This is a genomic window from Psychrobacter okhotskensis, assembly GCF_013248965.1.
Lineage (GTDB): Bacteria > Pseudomonadota > Gammaproteobacteria > Pseudomonadales > Moraxellaceae > Psychrobacter > Psychrobacter okhotskensis.
Map to the genome: position 1 here is coordinate 209,566 of NZ_JABRVQ010000001.1, position 17,641 is coordinate 227,206.

Annotated in this window: 15 protein-coding genes; 12 read left to right on the forward strand and 3 right to left on the reverse strand. The window is 43.3% G+C overall.

The features are described 5' to 3' along the window. Positions 1–6: 6 nt before the first annotated feature. From murG to lpxC, 7 genes are all read left to right on the forward strand, one after another. Positions 7–1,092 (forward strand): undecaprenyldiphospho-muramoylpentapeptide beta-N-acetylglucosaminyltransferase, encoded by a 1,086-nt coding sequence (murG, locus tag HQR03_RS00895; RefSeq protein ID WP_173238824.1) that lies wholly within the window; start codon positions 7–9, stop codon positions 1,090–1,092. A 79-nt stretch (positions 1,093–1,171) separates the two neighbouring features. Further along, entirely contained in the window at positions 1,172–2,608 is a 1,437-nt protein-coding gene (murC, locus tag HQR03_RS00900; protein WP_173238825.1) for a UDP-N-acetylmuramate--L-alanine ligase, read from the forward strand. A 31-nt stretch (positions 2,609–2,639) separates the two neighbouring features. After that, positions 2,640–3,740 (forward strand): D-alanine--D-alanine ligase, encoded by a 1,101-nt coding sequence (locus tag HQR03_RS00905; protein ID WP_217271507.1) that lies wholly within the window; start codon positions 2,640–2,642, stop codon positions 3,738–3,740. A 523-nt stretch (positions 3,741–4,263) separates the two neighbouring features. After that, positions 4,264–5,058, forward strand: coding sequence for a cell division protein FtsQ/DivIB (locus tag HQR03_RS00910; RefSeq protein ID WP_173238826.1), 795 nt, complete (start codon positions 4,264–4,266; stop codon positions 5,056–5,058). A 162-nt stretch (positions 5,059–5,220) separates the two neighbouring features. Next, positions 5,221–6,513 carry a cell division protein FtsA gene (ftsA, locus tag HQR03_RS00915; RefSeq protein WP_198015442.1) on the forward strand — a complete coding sequence of 431 codons (1,293 nt, stop codon included), beginning with the start codon at positions 5,221–5,223 and terminating at the stop codon, positions 6,511–6,513. 305 nt (positions 6,514–6,818) lie between these two features. Further along, a complete protein-coding gene (ftsZ, locus tag HQR03_RS00920; protein WP_025652414.1) occupies positions 6,819–8,018 on the forward strand; it encodes a cell division protein FtsZ in 1,200 nt (399 codons plus the stop codon). A 446-nt stretch (positions 8,019–8,464) separates the two neighbouring features. Next, positions 8,465–9,382 carry a UDP-3-O-acyl-N-acetylglucosamine deacetylase gene (lpxC, locus tag HQR03_RS00925; protein WP_025652415.1) on the forward strand — a complete coding sequence of 306 codons (918 nt, stop codon included), beginning with the start codon at positions 8,465–8,467 and terminating at the stop codon, positions 9,380–9,382. Between the two features lie 298 nt (positions 9,383–9,680). Here the strand turns inward: lpxC and HQR03_RS00930 are convergent, their stop codons facing one another. After that, entirely contained in the window at positions 9,681–10,196 is a 516-nt protein-coding gene (locus tag HQR03_RS00930) for a hypothetical protein (protein ID WP_101212361.1), read from the reverse strand. Positions 10,197–10,449: 253 nt separating this feature from the next. On the opposite strand from HQR03_RS00930, the gene HQR03_RS00935 reads away from it, so the two are divergent. After that, the gene (locus tag HQR03_RS00935) at positions 10,450–11,175 is read left to right on the forward strand and encodes a CHAP domain-containing protein (RefSeq protein WP_025652418.1); all 726 of its coding nucleotides are present in this window, start codon (positions 10,450–10,452) and stop codon (positions 11,173–11,175) included. A gap of 385 nt (positions 11,176–11,560) precedes the next feature. Here the strand turns inward: HQR03_RS00935 and HQR03_RS00940 are convergent, their stop codons facing one another. Beyond that, positions 11,561–12,334, reverse strand: a complete 774-nt coding sequence (locus HQR03_RS00940) for a DOMON domain-containing protein (RefSeq protein WP_173238827.1) — start codon at positions 12,332–12,334, stop codon at positions 11,561–11,563. Positions 12,335–12,580: 246 nt separating this feature from the next. Further along, positions 12,581–12,892 (reverse strand): YhbY family RNA-binding protein, encoded by a 312-nt coding sequence (locus tag HQR03_RS00945; protein WP_025652420.1) that lies wholly within the window; start codon positions 12,890–12,892, stop codon positions 12,581–12,583. 349 nt (positions 12,893–13,241) lie between these two features. Between HQR03_RS00945 and HQR03_RS00950 the strand changes: the two genes are divergently transcribed. The 4 genes from HQR03_RS00950 to HQR03_RS00965 all read left to right on the forward strand — a co-directional run bounded on the left by HQR03_RS00950 (position 13,242) and on the right by HQR03_RS00965 (position 17,610). Continuing rightward, entirely contained in the window at positions 13,242–13,874 is a 633-nt protein-coding gene (locus HQR03_RS00950) for an RlmE family RNA methyltransferase (protein WP_101212365.1), read from the forward strand. A 346-nt stretch (positions 13,875–14,220) separates the two neighbouring features. Further along, positions 14,221–16,116, forward strand: a complete 1,896-nt coding sequence (ftsH, locus tag HQR03_RS00955; protein WP_025652422.1) for an ATP-dependent zinc metalloprotease FtsH — start codon at positions 14,221–14,223, stop codon at positions 16,114–16,116. A gap of 166 nt (positions 16,117–16,282) precedes the next feature. Then, positions 16,283–17,179: a dihydropteroate synthase gene (gene folP / locus HQR03_RS00960; protein ID WP_173238828.1), complete on the forward strand. Its 897-nt coding sequence runs from the start codon at positions 16,283–16,285 to the stop codon at positions 17,177–17,179. A 149-nt stretch (positions 17,180–17,328) separates the two neighbouring features. Continuing rightward, positions 17,329–17,610 (forward strand): FAD assembly factor SdhE, encoded by a 282-nt coding sequence (locus HQR03_RS00965; protein ID WP_025652426.1) that lies wholly within the window; start codon positions 17,329–17,331, stop codon positions 17,608–17,610. The last annotated feature ends 31 nt before the right edge of the window (positions 17,611–17,641 follow it).

A 17,641-nucleotide genomic window follows, 5' to 3' on the forward strand; every position in this document is an offset into this window, starting at 1 on the left:
ACGTTCATGAAAACACCGCATATATTGATGATGGCTGCTGGCACAGGTGGGCACGTATTTCCAGCGCTTGCCGTGGCCGAAGCACTAACCGAGCGCGGTGCTATTATCCATTGGTTAGGGACGCCAAACGGTATGGAGAATGGCTTGGTTGCGCCGACTGGGTATCAGTTTCATGCTATCGATATGCAGGGCCTGCGCGGTAAAGGGCTAGGGCGCTTACTAAAATTGCCGGTTACCTTACTCTCAGCTACCATGGCCGCCATCAAAGTCATTCGCAACAATCAGATTGATATTGTCGTTGGCTTTGGCGGTTATGTGACTGCACCCGGTGGGATTGCGGCGCGTCTGACCAAAACACCGCTGATTATTCACGAGCAAAATGCCATTGCTGGTATGAGTAATCGTTATTTGGCTAAGATGGCCACTAAAGTATTACAAGCATTTGAGAATACCTTTGCGAATAGTCAGCTTGATGCTAAGCTTGAAACGGTTGGCAATCCAGTGCGTAACGCCATTACGGGGGTTGCCGAACCGGCTGAGCGTTATGATGTCACTGATAGCTCACCACTTAAGTTGTTGGTCGTAGGCGGCTCACTTGGTGCGCAAGTTTTAAACGAAATCGTACCAAAAGCGCTGGCATTAATAGACCGTCCTTTTGAAGTGCGTCATCAGTGTGGCCGTAATAACGACGCAGCCACGCAAACGGCTTATGATAGCGAGAATTTAAGTGCGCATCACTTTACCGTACAGCCCTTTATCGATGACATGGCAGCGGCTTATAATTGGGCGGATATGATTGTTTGCCGCGCAGGCGCATTGACCGTTACCGAAATCCAAAACGTCGGTATCGCTGCGATTTTTGTGCCGCTACCGCATGCCGTTGATGACCATCAAACAGCGAATGCGCGTACCTTGACATCACACGAGGCAGCGATTTTATTACCGCAGTCTGAGCTGACAGCGAAGCGTTTAAGTGATGAGCTTGCTGTACTGGATCGACAAACCTGCTTGACGATGGCCAAAAAAGGCCATGCGCTCGCCAATCGCCGCGCCAGCCAGCAAGTCGCTGATATTATCTGGCAAGCATTATAAGCGTCGGTCTTAGCATTAATTTTGTCAGCGATTTTTTACTTTAGCAAATTTCATTAGTCTTATATAAAGAGAAAACCCTATGTCTATTCCTGCGAAAGCCTTACCTAAGCGTTTGATTGAAATACCAGAGATGCGCCGTATTCAGCACTTGCATTTTGTCGGTATTGGCGGCTCGGGGATGTGCGGTATCGCGGAAGTGATGAAGAATCAGGGCTATCAAGTCAGCGGTTCTGATATTGCTGATAGCCTGGTGACTCGCCGTCTACAGCAGATTGGTATTGAGATATCGATAGGTCACGATTCCAAAAATATTGCCAATGCGGATGTCATCGTTGTATCGTCAGCGATTGATCGCAGCAATCCTGAAGTAAAAGCAGCGCTTGAAGCGCGTCTGCCAGTGGTACGCCGCGCCGATATGTTGGGTGAATTAATGCGTTATCGTCATGGCATTGCCGTGGCCGGCGCGCATGGCAAGACCACAACGACCAGTTTGCTCACTACGATGATGGCAGAAGGGCAGCTCGATCCTACCTACGTGATTGGTGGTAAGCTGAACGCTTCTGGCAAAAATGCCGCACTGGGTAGCAGCCGTTTCTTAGTAGCAGAAGCCGATGAGTCTGATGCCTCGTTTTTGTCTTTGCATCCGATGGCTGCAATTGTGACCAACATCGATCAAGACCATATGGAAACGTATGAAAATAGTTTTGACAAATTAAAAGCCGCTTATATTCAGTTTTTACAAAATATGCCGTTTTATGGTTTGGCCGTCGTGTGCGGTGATGACCCAGAATTATATGCGATGATTGATGATATTGGTCGTCCCGTATTGACCTTTGGGCTTGAGCCTTTTAACGATGTACAGGCCGTTGACTTGGTGACAGAGGGCACAAAAACTCACTTTACCGTATTGCGCCGTGACCGCGAGCCTTTACGTTTGACCCTTAATATTCCTGGTACTCATAACGTCTACAATGCGCTTGCCGCTATTACCATGGCGACAGATGAAGGTGTCGATGACGAGGCCATCAAACGCGCCTTGCAAAAATTCGAAGGCGTGGGTCGTCGTTTTGAGCAGCATGCCTCTGTCAGTATCGATGATGGTGACGTGTTGTTGATTGACGATTATGGTCATCATCCAAAAGAAGTCGACGCGACGATTAAAGCGGCGCGTCAAAGCTTCCCTGAGCGTCGTTTGGTAATGATGTTTCAGCCGCACCGTTATAGCCGTACCCGCGATTGTTTTGATGATTTTGTCGAAGTACTCTCCAGCGTAGATGAGCTATTATTATTAGACGTATATTCAGCAGGTGAAAGCCCGATTACTGGTGCTGATACCAAGTCATTGGCACGTAGCATTCGGCTGCGCGGTGAAGTTGAACCGACGATTATTGACAAGGACAATTTAGCACCGGTCATGCAGCGTTTACTAAAAGCCAATGATATGCTGATTACCCAAGGTGCGGGTAATGTGGGCCAGATAGCAGTCGATTTGGCCGCCAATAACCTTTATATCTAATAAGCTAAAAAGAATTCTAGGAACTATCCTTATGACAAGCAATAATCACCAAAAAAATACAAACGACCTTCATAAAGCCAGCGATAATGTTGAAGGTAAAGCAACGATTACCAACCCAGAGACAGCACTAGCGGCGGCGGCTCAAGCGGAGCAAGACAAGCTTGCAAGTGATAAAGTCGCTAATGATAGGGCAGAACTAAGCAATAACAACAGCGAAGTAAAAGATGCTGGCCAGTTTGGTAAAGTAGCCGTTATTTATGGTGGCAGTAGCAATGAGCGCAGCGTGTCGTTAGACAGTGGCGCCGCTGTCTTGCAAGCGCTACAAAACCAAGGCGTTGATGCCACTCATTTTGATCCTAAGCATCAGGACATTACTGAGCTGCGTGATTATGATCGCGTGTTTAATGTGTTGCATGGTCGCGGCGGTGAAGATGGTTTGCTACAAGGCGTGTTGCAATGGTTTGATATTCCGCAGACAGGTTCAGGCATTTTGGCATCAGCGCTGGGCATGGACAAGGTTCGTACCAAGCAATTGTGGCAAGGCTGCGGCTTAGCGACGGCACCATTTTCACTATTGACGGCCGATACCGACTGGCAGCAAGTGGTCAATATGCTAGGTCTGCCACTCATTATCAAGCCCGTTCATGAAGGTTCGAGTATTGGCATGACCAAGGTTAATAACTTGGACGAGTTGCCAGCGGCTTATGCAACAGCGGTACAGTGCGGTGATGCTGTCATGGCTGAGCGCTGGATTACTGGTCGCGAGTTTACGATTGTTATTATCGATGACGAAGCCTATCCGGTCATTCGTCTTGAGCCTGCTGATATCACCAACTTCTATGATTTTGAAGCCAAATACAATCGTAACGATACCAGCTACTATATTCCGTGCGGCTTAAGTGACGCTGATGAAAAGCATTTACAAGATTTGAGCCTTGCTGCATTCCGTGCTGTTGATGCCAAAGGGTGGGGGCGTATCGATGCTATGCAGGACGAAGCAGGTAACTTTTGGTTGCTTGAGATTAATACCGTCCCGGGTATGACCAGTCATAGTTTGGTACCGATGGCAGCTAAGGCGCGTGGTATGGATTTCAATACGCTGTGCTGGCACATCCTTACGCAAACATTATAAACAGTTGGTAGATTCAGCTTAAATGTTCTTGTCTGGCTTAATATTCATAACGCAGTTTGTGATAATCGCTATTGATACTATAGAAGTTTGAAAAGTGATTATTAATGGGTAGAAATAAGCGTCAAATAGATACTGACATTATTGAATATTTATGAATATAAGCAGAAATGAATGTATCGCTAGCCCTGCTATACCACAGCTTCGTGTAAACTTGTGTAAATTCGTTGTTAGTAGTAAGGGTTAGGCTATTGTTTGACCGCAAAATACGTTAATATTGTAATTATTGAATCGTTTTAGTGATATTTATGTTGTTTTATGAGTATATGTTATAAGTTCTTCATAAAATGAGAAAAATGTTACGTTTGAAATCAGATAACAGGGTTATATCACTCATTTTCGCCAAATATTTTGCTAACATATTCAATCCGTCATTCTCTGCGTCCATGATGCAGATTAACTTTTAATAGAACGCACTATTGGCTTTATGCAAATAGTTTTATGCAAAATAGGGACAAAGGTCATTATGGCTCAAACTGTCAACGACGTAACTGACTTGATGAGTGATAAAACCCGTCGCCCAAAATCTAACTTCCAAGTACCGACTTCGGTCAGATATTTTTTTATGGTACTGGTGTTGGGTTTATTAGTGCTTATATTGATTATGGGTGGCAAAGCCCTACGCGATGCACCTCCAGCAGCTATTCATGTCAGCAATCAAGGTTTGACAGTCGCTCAGTATCGAGCACTACAGCAAGTGATGAACCAACAGAAAGTCAGCAGTTTTTTTACGTCTGATTTACAAGCACTAAGGGACATCACTACTGGCCTTGCTTGGGTTGACCAAGTGAGTGTGTCTCGGGATTGGCAACGTGGTATCGTCGTCACAGCACTTCCCAAGCAAGCAGTTGCTAATTTTGGTACCGAGCGTTTGGTTGATGCAAAAGGGGCTGTTTTTGTTCCCGCTGACAGTAGAGATTTGACACAAGCGCAATTTGCTACGTTACAAGGTGAGATAACGCAAGCACCGGTTATCATGCAACAAATGCAGCAAATCAATGATTGGTATGCGCCACTTGATATGCAAGTCGCTGATATTATTCTGTCACCAAGAATGACGTGGCTCATTCGTTTTGATAATGGTCAGCGCGTCATTGTTGACAATGAAAACACCGCACAAAAACTGCTGAATCTAAGTCGATTATTAGGTAATCAGTTAAGTAACCGCCGAAAAGAGATACAGTCGGTCGATTTACGTTACAAAAACGGTTTTACCATTGCTTGGAATATGGCACAACCCGAAGCCGAAGCAGCAAAATAATTGACAGTCAGAAAACACAGTCAATAATAAGTAAGCAGAAGTATTGTATAAGCATCAAAATTGAACGTACAGTAGGATATAACAGCGTAGTAATAGCGCTTTTTTAATGATTTAATGGGGACGTCATTTGGTCTCCTGTTTAGCGATAATTTGTCTGGTACCATGAAAAATACTGAAAATCTGGTTGTTGTCCATCTAAGTGCCACGGCAGTTTATGTCGTTATTGGCAGCGTTGTCTCTGCAAAAGACATTCGTATCATGGGTGTGGGGCAAGTTAAAAATAGTGACTTTTATCAAGGTCAAATAAAACATCGTGAACGCTTGCAAGGCGCTATCAAACAAGCCATTCAAGAAGCAGAAGATACTGCTAATTGCCGGGTGCATAGTGTGTGGTTGACCCTAGCGACGCCTGAGCTACTTAGCAAAAACAGTGCTGGCGAAGTGAGAGTAGAGGACGAAGTCGTCCGTGCCAAAGACATGGTACAGGCTTTATCCAATGCCAAATCACGCGACTTATCTTCAGACTATTATTTGATGCATTGTTGTCAGCAAGGTATCTATGTCGATGAACAAGACTTTATGGTCGACGATGCGATCGAAACGGTGGCGCATAATATCAGCGTGATGTATCACATGATGATGATGCCAGTCGCCAGCCGTCAAAATATCCAAAAATTATTACAGAGCTGTGATGTTGGTATCGATCATATTGTCTTCGATGCAGTGACCAGTGCAGAATATAGCCTGATGAGCGACGAGCGTCAGCAGGGTGTGTGCTTGGTCGATATTGGCGCGAGTACGACCAGTATTTGTGTCTACAAAGAAAACAAGCTGATCTTTACACATTGTATCGCCACAGGCAGCCATGAAGTGACGATGGATATTTCAGCAGATGTTGGCATATCAATGATAGAAGCTGAAAAACTTAAAAAATCGCATGGTACGGTTGATGTCAATAGTGTCGATCCTAGCTCGTTCTTTATTTTTAAACCGCAAGGGACCAGCGACGAGATTAATATCGGTATTTATAATTTAGCCCGTATTATCGAAGCGCGTTATGTGCAGATTTTTACTGAAGTGGCGCGTCAACTGCATGAAGCGGATTTGATTAGCTATATCGACAAAGGTATCGTGCTGACAGGCGGCGGTAGTGCTATCAAAGGTATGATACCCTTTGCTAAGAAGTTGCTAAAAATGCCAGTGGTGATGACCAATACTCATCCGGCGATCAGTGCTTATAATCATTTTGATAATGACGAGTCCTTTAAGCAGCTGAATATTCAGGTCAATGATCGCGCTTATCAAACAGCATTTGGTACATTACTATATAGTCAAAGCGAGCAGTTTCGCCACAGTGAAAAAAGCGAGCCGGAAGCGCTTCAAAAAAATAGAGTGACTGGCGTCTTTCAAAGCGCAGGGCAACGTTTTGCTAGTGTGCTCAAAAAGATACTATAGTTTAGCTATCAAACACGTTTGTATGAAGACGTTTATATAAAAACGTGTTTATACAAAGAATGGCTATACAATAAGCGTTGATTTTCTGAAATATATACCGAAATTAAATGCATAAAGTAGTATTAAAAGTAACATTGAAAGTAATACCCTGAGCAATGACGACATATTTTTGTCCCAGCTTAACGATTTAAGCCATAGCCCTGTTTTATTTAAATACATTTATATATAGTAAGTCGATAGCGCGTCATATGAGTGCGTTAGCATGTATCGACCATCACGCTATCTGCAACTGGAGAATCTTTTTTATGTCAAAATACACCATGCCAGATGATAACCAGCTTCAAAATAACGGCCAAGCAAGCTTCACAGTATTCGGTGTGGGTGGTGGTGGCGGTAATGCTGTTGAACATATGGTACAACAAGGGATTAGAGGTGTGACGTTCGTCTGTGCGAATACGGATAAACAAGCACTTGATCGTTTGACAGCACCGCATAAGTTACAACTGGGCGCAAAAACGAACCGTGGTCTAGGCGCTGGTGCCAATCCAGAAGTCGGACGTGAAGCAGCAGAGAGCGAAGAAGAAGCGATCCGCGCGTTACTCGAACATTCTGACATGGTCTTTATTACCGCTGGAATGGGCGGTGGTACGGGTACGGGCGCAGCACCAGTCGTGGCTCGTATTGCCAAAGAGATGGAAGTATTGACGGTCGCTGTTGTGACCACACCTTTCAAATTCGAAGGCGGTAAACGTATCAAGGCGGCCAAAGCAGGTATTGAGCAGTTGACCAACTTCGTTGACTCTATCATTACCATTCCTAATGATAAGTTGATGAGCGTTTATGGCAATATCTCTATGCAAGATGCGTTCAAAAAAGCGGACGATGTGTTATTACACGCCGTGCAAGGTATCGCTGAAACCATCGCCAGCGAAGGTATGATCAATATTGACTTTAACGATATTCGCACCGCAATGACTGCCAAAGGTCATGCGATGATGGGTATTGGCCGTGCCAGCGGTGACGATCGTGCGCGTCAAGCGACTGAAAAAGCCATCAGATCACCGTTACTTGATGATTTACGTTTAGAGAATGCCAAAGGTCTACTGGTTAACGTGATTTCATCTGAGTCTTTGTCATTGGATGAAATGAGCAAAATCAGTGCAATCGTCGAAGAAATTACTGATATCGATGATGCTCATATTTTCTACGGCTCTGTTATCGATGAAAAAATGGGTGATGATTTGCATGTCACTGTCATCGCAACGGGCTTGACCTTAGATGAACACGCGGGTGAAGAGCCTGAAGTTGTTGAGCAGCCTGTACCTTCGGTGAATAGCACGCAGCCTGTTGATCCTAACTTGCATACCAGCGCGTTAAACAGTCAAAAGCAATCGCAAGCCCAACTGCATCAAGATAGTCTGGCTCGCGCAAATCCGACACAAGAGCAACCTAAAACCAAGACCAACAGTATCCAAGACTATCTAAAGCGTCAACAAAACAAATAGTTGTTGTTTACTTCTAGTGATTATAAAAAGCCAGTGCTATGTCGCTGGCTTTTTTGTGCTTGTTTATAAGGTATAGTCAAAATATCCTAAAAACGCGACGATATCAGCAGTGCGTGATGGTTCGATATTACTTTTGACTGGCTATATGTTTTTTACGAAATCGAGATGTGCATGTGGTAGGGGTTTTATGAACATTAGCTACTAATACTAAAGCCCTTATTGATAATATGTCTCGAACAAGGTGCAGTGAAGCAAAATTTATTCTTAACAGACTGTTTCCTATAGTTATTTATAGGTTTATTAAATATAATTTGCTTGAATAACAAAGTTACGATAAGAGTTATCAATCAGAGACATAAGCAAATTAACGCTTTTTAACTATGGCGAATTGGGTACGGGTAATGGTACACTAGGTCAATTGTAACAAAATATGTGGGAAAACAGCCATGAACCAACGAACTATAAAAGCAGCGATAGCCGTTACAGGTACCGGTCTCCATAGTGGTCAGCCTGTTGATTTAGAGTTTCATCCACAGCCAGTCGATACTGGTATTGTTTTCGAGCGCTCAGATATCGAAGGTAGTCAACCGATTCCAGCCAGTGCTTTCTTAGTGCAGGACACCATGATGTCATCCAATCTAGTATTTGGAGGGGCACGGGTAGGTACGGTAGAGCATTTATTAAGTGCGATTGCCGGACTTGGCATTGATAACCTATTGATTCGTGTTTCCGCCTCAGAGATACCGATTATGGATGGTAGCGCTGCACCGTTTGTCGCATTACTAATGCAAGCGGGTTTCTGTGAGCAAGAAGGCTTAAAGAAATTCCTTAAGATTTTGAGACCAATCAGAGTAAAAGTAGAGGATAAATGGGCAGAGTTACGTCCTTATGAAGGCTTTGAATTAAACTTTGAAATTGATTTTGATCATCCTGCTATCGACAAGAATTTTCAACATGCCCAGCTGCAGTTCTCTACGCAAAACTTCATAGAAGAGCTGAGCTCAGCCCGTACTTTTGGGTTTTTACGCGATATAGAAGCTCTGCGTCAAAACAACTTGGCGTTGGGCGGTAGTATGGAAAATGCGATTGTCATCGATGAAGCCAATATCCTTAACGAAGAAGGTTTACGTTTCAATGACGAGTTCGTGCGCCATAAGATTTTGGATGCGTTAGGCGATTTATATCTTATTGGTTATCCAATTCTGGGTCGTTTTAATGCCTATAAATCTGGTCATGCCTTAAACAATTTGTTGATACGTGAAATATTATCCAATCCTGACAGCTTTGAAATTGTAACTTTTGATGACAATGTAACCTGTCCTATCGAATATTTACCCCTAAAAGGCCTAGCGGTTGAAGGATGAATACAGGAATATACACGAAGTATCGAAACATTTACGCAATATTACATAAAATGATTATAAGGATAGTTAATTTATATTCTTATAAATGAATATATAAGTTAGTATTTTTAAATAATATAACGTTAGCGTAGATAATACCGACGTTGTAGATAATCAAAAAAATCATCTGTTAGTTACCTTCACAACGTGAATGCGACTAACAGATGATTTTTTTTGTTTACGTCATTACAAAAACCTAGCGTAAGGGCGCTGTTTTCCGAAAATAGTTACATAACTTTACAGGTAGAACTCAGGATTTTTAATGATTGGCCAGACGTAAAAGTGCTTTTTTGAGCTTTTCATCAGTGGTGACATGCTCTGCAGCCTGTGATATAGTCCGCTTTGTGTTTTGGCTAAGAGCCTGATTTTCATTGGCTTTGCGAGACTTTGATGAGGTTGCTGATAACGCAGATAGTTTTTTAGAAGAAGGACTATCCGCAGATATTCTCGCTACAATGACGCGAATTTGCTTGAGTTGTTTAAATGTAATTGACTGCTCTGTTAATACTTGCAAATAAGCGTTCTGTAAATAGCGAATATGATTAGCAGCAGTCATTGAGCCCACACTGAGTGTTAATTGCTCAGCAGTTAAGCCAACGACCCAACAGGTATTAAGAATTTCCTCTGGTAGACAATCTACTAGCAGCTCTTTTATCTCAGCGGTCGCTTGAATATATAGACGCATATTGTCAGCAAGGGTTTGAGGTAGTGCGCTACCAGCAAAAGCTTGATGATCAATAAGCTGGGCAAGCCGATTAGGCTGTTTTTTTGACATCGTAATGACTCATCTAGTAGGTGACAAAATCGATATTCATATTAAACACAGTATATATGGGATGGATAGCAAACGATTTATAAAGCAGATGACCGCGCTGCCAAAGAAACCAGCGTTAGTGACTGTAAAAAGAAGAGTGAGCTGTTGTATTAAGGATTTTATCATGTTTATTTGATGATTATGTCCTCTAAACTAATTGATGCTTCGTTATGGATGACGAGCAGTCTTGTATTAACAAATAGGTAGTAAATTTATGAAACAAGCTTTATTAATTTTGTCAGTACTAGGAATGGGCATAGCACAAACGAGTGGTGCTGCCGAAACCACCTTTCAACCAAATAATACCTTGAGTCATACCATCACCAATATCTCTGCTTCTGCGAACTACGGTTCTAGTCGCAACATCTATAGCACCAATAGCGGTGCTTATGTCTCTAGCAATGACGAGATCAGTCAAGCCATTGACAATTTAAGCGCCCATGCCAAGCAAAAAGAATATCAGCTTGCCTCGCTAACCAGTCGCTTGTCTTATGAGCAGCGCCAGCAGCAAGCGAGTAAAATTCCAGATCGCTATTCTGCTCCTGCTATCGCAGCGGCACGTGCTTCAAGCGTGGCACTATCAAGAAGCTCTGGTTACTGTGCTCGTTATGTGCGTAAGGCTTTACAATCAGCCGGTTATGAATTCACCCCGAATCCTTCAGCGTATCAGTATGCTAGCCGTGGCACACTCAGCAGTGCAGGCTTTAGCAAAATCAGCAACAACATGCCACCCCAAGTTGGCGATGTTGTAGTATATGATCGCAGCTCAAAGCATCCGCATGGTCATATTCAAATATTTGATGGTTCTGACTGGGTTTCTGATTTCCGTCAAAGCAGTATCAGCCCATACAGCGGCGTCTATAACTATACGACATGGCGTGATTCGCAATACGTTGATGATGCATCAGACCGTGGTATCTACCTTGCGATGGCTGACTAATATAGTCAATCCTGTATAAATGAGAGACGGTATCAGGCTTGTTTAGGCTACTATTTGTAATACTTTTATGCGCCTTCCTGATATCCGAATTATCTTATCGACTACAAGCGTCAAGTACATCGAGTTTTAAGTAAATCGTTTTCTCCAGATCCAGTAATGCTCTTAATGACATTACTGGGTTTTTTTTGTTCAAAAATGGGATTAGGGCTTGTCCTCAATTTAACTGATAGGGCTCTAAATGAGCTAAAAATGGTTAAGTCTTACCAAAATATCGTCAAACAGCTTGGTAATATCTCGATATTATCTGCACTCTTTTCCTTGCTTGACTGCAATTTACCTCGTTTTTATCACCATTTTTAAAATGAGGACACGCCCTAGATAAGCATTATCGTTCAGTTGCTATCGATGACGCTAGCTGGTTAAGTAAGGCTGCTTTAGAATCAAACCTAGTCCAGTAGCGACGATTGTGAAAGTCAGGCGGAGAAGCATGACTGGGTGCGAAATATAAAGCAGTCTCACCAAACCATAAAATGACGCAGGGATGTATGTGCTCAACGACCATATTGCTAATAGCAAAATTTTGGCTAGACCGTTCTTTTATCGGTACACTAAAGGTTAGCTTATAATTATATAATGTGTGCGCTGCTGATGAATTATGAGCGCGGTTAACGCCGACTGACGGCATCTGTAAATCTGGGTGATCAATCCAGTCAATCTTTGCGCATGCACGCCCATTTGCTAATAATAAAGGGGGTGGCGGTAGCGTCGCAGGATTTCGATAGCTTTCGAACTGATAAAGCGCATAACGACCATCTGGGCTGGCATTGACCTCAATATAAGCCGCTGTACTGCTACTATCAGCACTATCCTGATCCAAAGCGCTACCAGCAATAAAACACTCAAGGCAGTTCTCCTCCCACAAATAATCAGTAAAGCCAACGCGTGTTTCCTCCCAAGTCGGCCAATGTAATTGATCGGCTAAAGACTGAGTGGGTAGGGTAATTTGATAGGCTAACTGTAGTTGCAACGTTGGCTGCTGTAGGATGGTCGCGTGCACGACCACTCGAATATCATGTAGGGTGTCCGTACTTACGCTAAGCTGCTGCGCATCATTGGCTAGGGTTTCAGTGGCGATACAAAGGTTAAAGGTCTGGCTCATAATTTTCTATGACTCAAAAAGTTGGTACGAGATAAAAGGTCTTTGATACTACCATATGATAAAGTACGTTCAAATAAAGGTATTACGAGGCTGATTTCAAGTCAGCTTTTAATTTAGCTTTCAAGAATATCAATAAAAAAAGCCGCGAGCAGATTGCATCGCGGCTTTTAGGCTGTATCATCATAGCTCAGCTGCTATTTTGGTGAAACGGTAGCCAGTTATTTAAACCAAGCTGAGCATGACATACTACTGCGCATGACGGGCAAGGTTTGATAGCTTAGGGTTGGCATTTGGGTTTTTGCGTAGTAATAGTGCCATACGCCCAATAGAATGAACCAAAGAGGCATTGGCTGCTGCTGCCAATTCAGCACCGATGACATCGCGTTCTTCTTTTGTGCCTGCAGGTAATTTTACCTTAATCAGCTCATGATCCGATAAGGCACGATCAATCTCTTCAGTGATGGTCGGTGTAATGCCTTTATTGCCAATCATGACAATAGGCTTGAGCTCATGACCGATGCCCTTTAGACGTTTAATTGTAGCGTTATCGAGTTCCATAGAATTCCTAGGTGTTGGTAAAAATAAAAGAGTGTACTATCAAAAACAGTTAATGATCATTATAGATAATCTGTGCCCATTTTGCATGAGATCAGCAGGATTTTGCACGATTTTACGTGATGAAAATGTTAAACTGAATGTATAAACACATTATAAACGCTACTGCCTGATAAAGCAGTGTTTAAACCAATAGAATTAAGGCAGTTTACGACTAAAAATGTATGAATCGCTCAATCAACAGAGTATTAAACCTGATTGGCTTGATATTAAGTATGTTTTATAAGCGTAATGGCTGTTGATTGGATGCTTATTGCAGCTTTGCAAAGTAAGAGTAATAGGAGCAGGTATCTTGGCCACGCGTATTGAGAACAAAAAACTGTCGAAAAGCAGCAGTGCTTGGATGAAAGAGCATATTGACGACCATTATGTCCAAAAAGCGCAAAAAGATGGCTATCGTGCTCGTGCTGCTTATAAGTTATTAGAAATAAATGAAAAGACCAACCTTATCAAAAAAGGCATGACGGTCGTTGATTTGGGTAGTGCGCCGGGCAGTTGGTCACAAGTTGCTGGCCAATTGGTAGGGGAACAAGGTATCTTGATTGCCTCTGATATTTTAGCGATGGATACTTTGCCTGATGTTACCTTTATCCAAGGTGATTTCCGTGAAGCTGAGGTGTTCGACAGCATTATGGCAGAAGTCGGTGACAGGCAGGTCGATGTGGTGCTCTCCGATATGGCACCCAATACCGCTGGTAATAGTGCCATTGATCAGCCGCGTATGATGTACTTGTGCGAGCTGGCGGTGGACTTTGCACTTGCAACCTTACCAGAAGGTGGCGCGCTTATTATGAAAGTGTTTCAAGGCGAGGGTACACAAGAATTACGCAAGCAGATGCAGCTTGATTTTAGTAAGATTCGTAGTATCAAGCCTGGCGCTTCACGACCACGCTCGAAAGAGATGTTTTGGATTGCCATTAAATAGTTTTACTTTCAATGAGTTGCTTTCGTTGTATTTGGAATAAGTCATCACAATATAGCTAGCTTCATGTAAGATTTAACACGCTACAATCGTTAACTGAATAAAAGGAAAACCTGCTTGAATTATGCAGGATAACACCACATATCATGGTATATTAACTTTGTTTCTAGCATATGTTTTAAGCAAAGTCGTCTGAGAATAAGCGCTTTACTGGCTCATTTACGATAGATTTATATGTCATTGATGAGGATAAGTTTCGTATTTGGCAGTTATTGAACTAATGAGCAATGCGTTTATAGACGTCACGTGTCAAGTTGACACACCAATAAGTAAGGGATGGGAATAACTAGTGAGCGACATGGTAAAAAATACCTTATTGTGGCTGGTGGTAATCGGCGTTTTGGTGCTGGTGTTTAGCGGCTTTGACCAATCGTCTGAGCCAGATAGCCTTAACTACTCTGAGTTTGTGACCGCTGTGTCAGAAAGTCAGGTAGCCAGTGTTGAAATTGATGGCGAACAGATCACCGGCGAAAAGAAAAATGGCTCATCATTTGAGACCATTCGACCAGCTGTGGCTGATGAGCAACTAATGCCATTACTGCGCGAGAACCAAGTTGAGGTTCAGGGCACAGCACCGAAACGTCAAAGTGTGCTGATGCAGTTGCTGATAGCCAGTTTCCCAATCCTACTGATTATTGGTCTGTTCTTATTCTTTATGCGTAATATGCAGGGCGGTGCAGGCGGTAAAGGTGGCGGCCCAATGAGCTTTGGCAAGTCAAAAGCCAAGATGCTGACTGAAGACCAAATCAAGGTCAACTTCGAAGATGTGGCAGGTTGTGAAGAAGCCAAAGAAGAAGTGGTCGAAGTGGTCGAATTCTTGCGTGATCCAGATAAATTTACCAAGCTTGGGGCGACGATCCCCCGTGGTATCTTGATGGTAGGTCCTCCAGGTACTGGTAAGACGTTGCTAGCAAGAGCAATTGCTGGTGAAGCCAAAGTACCGTTCTTTTCAATTTCAGGTTCTGATTTTGTTGAGATGTTCGTTGGTGTCGGTGCCTCGCGTGTGCGTGATATGTTTGAGCAAGCGAAGAAAAGCGCGCCTTGTATCATCTTTATCGATGAGATCGATGCAGTTGGTCGTCATCGTGGCTCTGGTATGGGCGGCGGTAACGATGAGCGCGAGCAAACGCTGAATCAACTGTTGGTCGAAATGGATGGTTTTGAGGGCAATGAAGGCGTTATCGTCATTGCTGCTACTAACCGTGCTGACGTACTTGACAAGGCATTATTACGTCCGGGTCGTTTTGACCGTCAGGTACAAGTCGGCTTGCCAGATATCAAAGGCCGTGAACAAATATTAAAAGTCCATTTAAGAAAACTGCCGAATACCGTTAGTGTTGATGCCAACTCTTTGGCACGTGGTACGCCCGGTTTTAGTGGCGCGCAATTGGCCAACCTTGTGAACGAAGCCGCTCTGTTTGCTGCGCGTCGTAACAAGCGTAGCGTTGACATGAATGACTTTGAAGATGCGAAAGATAAGCTTTACATGGGTCCTGAGCGCAAATCAATGGTCATCCGTGAAGAAGAGCGCCGTGCCACTGCTTATCATGAAGCAGGTCATGCGCTAGTGGCTGAGCTACTACCGGGTACCGATCCGGTGCATAAAGTGACGATTATGCCGCGTGGTTTTGCTTTGGGTGTCACTTGGCAGCTGCCTGAGCATGATCAAACCAGCATGTATAAATCAAAAATGCTCAGTGATATTGCGATTTTATTTGGTGGTCGTATCGCTGAAGAAGTCTTTATCAATCAAATGTCGACGGGTGCCTCAAACGACTTTGAACGGGCAACCAAAATGGCACGGGCGATGGTAACCAAATACGGCATGTCTGATGCCTTAGGTATCATGGTCTATGAAGATGATGACAACTCACAAGGTTACTTTGGTGGCGGTGGTCGTACGATTTCTGAAGCAACGCAGCAAAAAGTTGACGACGAAGTTCGCCGCATGTTAGAAGAGCAATACGATATCGCGCGCGAATTGATTGAAGGTAATCAAGAAAAAATGCATGCGATGGTTGATGCCTTGATGAAATGGGAGACCATTGACCGTGATCAACTGCAAGATATCTTAGCCGGTGAAGATCCACGTCCGCCTAGAGTATATCAGCACAATGAAGTTAATTTGGCTAAAGATAATGTGAAAACGACGGGTTCAACACCGCCACCATTACCAGCGATGTAGTTTATCGCGCATTAGTAGCCAATATAAGAAGCCCTTTTTAATAGAGGGCTTTTTTATTGTCATCATTTTACGAAGCATTTAGAACAGCAGCAGATTTACTGATATCATGAGATAAAAATAAAGTGCTGACCCAGTGTTTATCAACTTAATTTGCAACGGATTGGTTATGTCATTATTTCAGCCTTTACCTATTTATACGGTCTCTAGTCGCGAAAAAATGTTGGATCTATCGCGACCTCAGATCATGGGTATTCTTAACGTTACACCTGATTCATTTTCGGACGGTGGACAATTTAACGCTATTGATAGCGCGCTTGCTCATGCTAAAGAGATGATAGCGGCGGGTGCGACCATTATTGATATTGGCGGCGAATCTACGCGGCCAAATGCTGCTATTGTCGCGACTAGTGAGGAATTGCAGCGTGTTGTACCGGTCGTCAAAGCGATTAGACAGCAACTTGGCGATGTAGTTTGGTTGTCTATCGATACCAGTAATCCTACCGTTATGCGGGCAGCTTTTGAGGCGGGTGCTGATATTTGGAATGATGTACGAGCGCTCAAATGCGAGGGTGCTGCAGCGCTAGCGGCTGAGCTTGATATACCAGTTATGTTGATGCACATGCGCGGTGAGCCAACGACGATGAATAATCTGGCGCTCTATGACGACGTGATCGCTGACGTTAGCGCAGAGTTAATAGCCCGTATCGATGAGGTAGTCAGCATTGGTGTCAAGTGTGAGAAAATCATTATCGACCCAGGCTTTGGTTTTGCCAAAAACTACGAGCATCATTGCGCGTTATTGTCGCAGCTAGGAGAATTACAAAGTCTTGGTTTCCCTATGATGTTTGGTATTTCTCGCAAGCGTTTTTTAGCAGAAGTATTAACTAAAAGCGGTATCGAAGCAGTGGCTACAACTGAGGCAATAGAACGTGATACAGTCGGAGTTGCTGCGGGTATATTTGCCTTGCAACAAGGCGCTAGTATTATCCGTACTCATAATGTCGCGATGATGCAGCAAGCTGTGGCGTTATGGCAGCAGTTATCTGCCTACAATCAACACTAACAATCAACACTAAAAAATTAACACTAAAAAATCAATGCTAGAATAGCTCTAATCACTGCTATTGCACTATATGCATATTTGATAGTTAGCGCCAATGATTAACACTTAATATTAATCTGAACACCTATTAAAATAATGAGAGCATTTCTATGACCACTACGACCCAGCCTGAGCCAACCAATGAACAGCGCCGTATCATTTATCAAGCGCGTCGCGGCTTAAAAGAGTTAGACTTCTACATTGACCTTTATGTCAAAGAGATTTACTTAACCGCAGAGCCTACTGAACAAGAGACCTTTGCCCAAATGCTGACTCACGAAGATCCTGATTTACTCGATTATTTTACCAATCAAAACCGTCCAGAAGATGACCGCATATGGGCACTAGTAAATAAAATTAAGACATGGCGTCATGCTAAAGACGTGTCATAGCATTGACATTAATAATTTGATAATTTGACAT